The following is a 3,017-nucleotide window of genomic DNA, read 5'->3' as shown; positions in this document are numbered from 1 at the left end:
CGGCGCGGCAGGCGGCGTGGGCACTGTCCGGGGCGACCGATCCGCCCAGCTGGCAGGGGGAGGACGCCGTGCGCCTGGAGGGGCCCACCGACGACGAGGTCGCGGCGGGGGCCGACATCCGGCACCGGCACGCCGAGGCCAGGTGGAGCGTGCACCGGGTCTGACGCGGTACTGGGTACATTGACTGCGGGCGGTGTGCCGCGCCCGCGGGTGGCGGGCGTCCCGCCCGGATGATCCCACGGACGGCGGGTCCGGATGAGCGAGCAGCGACGGAGGAGGCACGTGAGCGAGTCCGAATGCGGCGGGATGGTCGCCGTGTCCCCACGGTCGCGGCGAGTGCGGCCGTGACCGGCGGGGCGGGCGAGCGGGCGCCCCGGGCCGAGGTCCTCGTCGATCTCGACGCGATCCGGCACAACCTCGGCCTGCTCGCCTCCCGCGCGGCCGAATCCGGTTCCGCGACGATGGCCGTGGTGAAGGCGGACGGCTACGGCCACGGCGCGGTGCCGGTGGCGCGCGCGGCCGTGGAGGCCGGGGCGGAGTGGCTCGGCACGGCGTCGGTGGAGGAGGCGCTCGACCTCCGGCGTGCGGGCATCACCGCGAGACTGTTCAGCTGGTTGGACACCCCGGAGGTGGACTTCGCCCCGGCGATCGAGCGGGATGTCGATCTGTCGGTCAGTTCGGCGGGGGAGTTGGCGCGCGTCGTGGACGCGGCCGCCCGGGTCGGGCGGCTTGCACGGGTGCATCTCAAGATCGACACCGGGTTGTCCCGGAACGGGTGTCCCGCCGACGAGTGGCCGAACCTGGTCAAGGCCGCGGCGGCGGAACCGGACGTGCACGTCGTGGCGGTGTGGTCGCATCTGGCGTGCGCCGACGATCCCGGGCATCCGTCGATCGACGACCAGGCGCGGCGGTTCGCCGCCGCCTACGACCGTGCGCTCGAGGCGGGGCTGGCGCCGCTGCGGCACCTGGCCAACTCGGCGGCCACGCTCACCCGGCCGGACCTGCACTTCGACCTCGTGCGCCCGGGCATCGCGATGTACGGGTTGAACCCGGTGCCGCAGGCGGAGGACCTGCGGCCCGCGATGACGTTCCGGTCGAGTGTGGTGCTGACCAAGCGGGTCGCGGCGGGTGAGTCCGTGTCGTACGGACACACGTGGACGGCCCCGGAGGACACCACGCTGGCGCTGGTCCCGGTGGGGTACGCCGACGGGGTCCCGCGGTCGTTGTCCGGGCGGATGAGCGTCCGGTTGGCGGGTCGGCGGCGGCCCGTGGTGGGCCGGGTGTGCATGGATCAGCTGGTGGTCGACTGCGGTGCGGACGAACCCGCCGTGGGCACCGGGGTCGAACTGTTCGGCACCGGCCGGGACGGGGGACCCACCGCCACCGAGTGGGCCGAGACGATCGGCACGATCGACTACGAGATCGTCACGGGGATGTACCGGCCCCGCGTCCGCCGGCACCACCTGGAGCGGGGAGCGCGCTGATGTCCCGGGCCGGGCAGGATCCGCGTCCCGACGGGCCGTTCGCCGGTGCCCGTACCGGACGCACGGCGACCGTCGCGGCCGACGACGGCACCCCGCTCGCGGTCGAGGAGATCGGGCCGTCCGACGGGACGGCCGAGCTGACGGTGGTGGGCGTGCACGGGTTCGCGCTGTCCCGCCGGAGCTGGCTGTTCCAGCAGCGCGATCTCGCCGCGTTGCGCCTTCCCCGGGTGCGGCAGGTGTACTACGACCACCGGGGGCACGGGCAGTCGGCGCCGTCGCCCGCCGAGACGAGCACGATCGAACAGCTCGCCGCGGACCTGCACGCGGTGTTGCGGACGGTGCCCGCCGACGAGCCGATCGTCCTGGTGGGACACTCCATGGGCGGCATGGTGGTCATGGAGCTGGCGCACCGGGCGCCCGCCCTGTTCGGGGACCGCGTCCGGGGGGTGGCCCTGATCGCCACGGCGGCCGGGGAGGTCGGCGCCAGCGGGCTGCCGAAGTCCCTGCTGTGGAAGTACAACCCGCTGACCCGCGGGGTGGGCGAGCTGGCCGGGTGGCAGCCGGGTCTGGTGGAGTTCGTCCGCGCCGCGGGCGGGCAGCTCACCCGGCGTGCCGTGCGGCGGTTGGCCTTCGGCAGTGACGACGTCGACTCCGCGGCGGTCGATTTCATGTTGGACATGCTCGGCGACACACCGGTCCGGCAGCTGGCGCACTTCGTGGACACCCTCGGCAGCCACGACCGTTACGCCGCACTGGCGGGGCTCAAGCACACCGACGTGCTCGTCGTCGGGGCGGATGCGGACCGGTTGACCCCGTTCGCGCACACCGAGCGGATCGCGGTCGAGTTGCCGCACGCGCGGTTGCTGCGGGTGCGGGGTGCGGGGCACATGGTGCATCTGGAGCGGCCGGACCTGGTCAACAGCCACCTCATCGACCTGCTGCGCGGGTGCCGCGGCACGGACGGGGGGTGCCCGACAGAGAGGAACCGATGGTGGCGCAGGTGAGTGTGGAACTGCCCGCCCCGGAGGACGCCGTCCGGTTCGGGCGGTCGTTGGGGCGCGTGCTGGACGCCGGGGACCTGGTGTTGCTGGCCGGGCCGCTCGGCGCGGGCAAGACGACGCTGGCCCGCGGGGTGGCCGAGGGCATGGGGGTGTCCGGCCGGGTCAGCTCACCCACCTTCGTGCTGGCGCGGGTGCACCCGGCGGGCGGGTCCGGGGTGTCGTTGGTCCACGTCGACGCCTACCGGCTCGGCGGCGACCTCTCCCAGCTCGACGACCTCGACCTGGACACCGACCTCGAGCACGCCGCGGTCCTGGTGGAGTGGGGCGAGGGGATGGCCGAACACCTCTCCGAGGACCACCTGGTCGTGCGACTCGAACGCCGGGACGACGACGTCCGCGTCGCGACCCTCGAACCGCACGGGTCGTGGACGGCCCGGGTCGCCGGAGCGTCTTTCGCGGGCGAACCGCGCCCCTGACCCCCGGCCCCGACCCGGCACCGGCCCGGGGCGGGACTCCCCCGGTGTCCGGGGCC

At 74.5% G+C, this 3,017-nt stretch carries 3 protein-coding genes; all 3 read left to right on the top strand.

Going from position 1 to position 3,017, the window contains the following annotated elements; all coding sequences use genetic code 11:
- The first annotated feature begins 296 nt into the window (after positions 1-296).
- Genes alr through tsaE form a run of 3 tightly spaced genes read left to right on the top strand, consistent with a single transcriptional unit; the run spans position 297 to position 2,961 of the window.
- Positions 297-1,484, top strand: a complete 1,188-nt coding sequence (gene alr, locus ACTIR_RS0117280) for an alanine racemase (RefSeq protein ID WP_233345935.1) — start codon at positions 297-299, stop codon at positions 1,482-1,484.
- Positions 1,484-2,488, top strand: coding sequence for an alpha/beta fold hydrolase (locus ACTIR_RS0117275; protein ID WP_026455219.1), 1,005 nt, complete (start codon positions 1,484-1,486; stop codon positions 2,486-2,488). The genes alr and ACTIR_RS0117275 overlap by 1 nt, the downstream gene beginning before the upstream one ends.
- Positions 2,476-2,961 carry a tRNA (adenosine(37)-N6)-threonylcarbamoyltransferase complex ATPase subunit type 1 TsaE gene (gene tsaE / locus ACTIR_RS0117270; protein ID WP_026455218.1) on the top strand — a complete coding sequence of 162 codons (486 nt, stop codon included), beginning with the start codon at positions 2,476-2,478 and terminating at the stop codon, positions 2,959-2,961. Before ACTIR_RS0117275 ends, tsaE begins: the two co-directional genes overlap by 13 nt.
- Positions 2,962-3,017: the final 56 nt, after the last annotated feature.

The organism is Saccharomonospora iraqiensis subsp. iraqiensis (assembly GCF_000430445.1).
GTDB lineage: Bacteria > Actinomycetota > Actinomycetes > Mycobacteriales > Pseudonocardiaceae > Saccharomonospora > Saccharomonospora iraqiensis.
This window is presented reverse-complemented; position numbering and strand designations above follow the sequence as displayed.

Bases quoted from the DNA above. Each gene is read 5' to 3' on its own strand.
- alr (WP_233345935.1), top strand. From the start codon at position 297: ATGCGGCGGGATGGTCGCCGTGTCCCCACGGTCGCGGCGAGTGCGGCC.
- ACTIR_RS0117275 (WP_026455219.1), top strand. From the start codon at position 1,484: ATGTCCCGGGCCGGGCAGGATCCGCGTCCCGACGGGCCGTTCGCCGGT.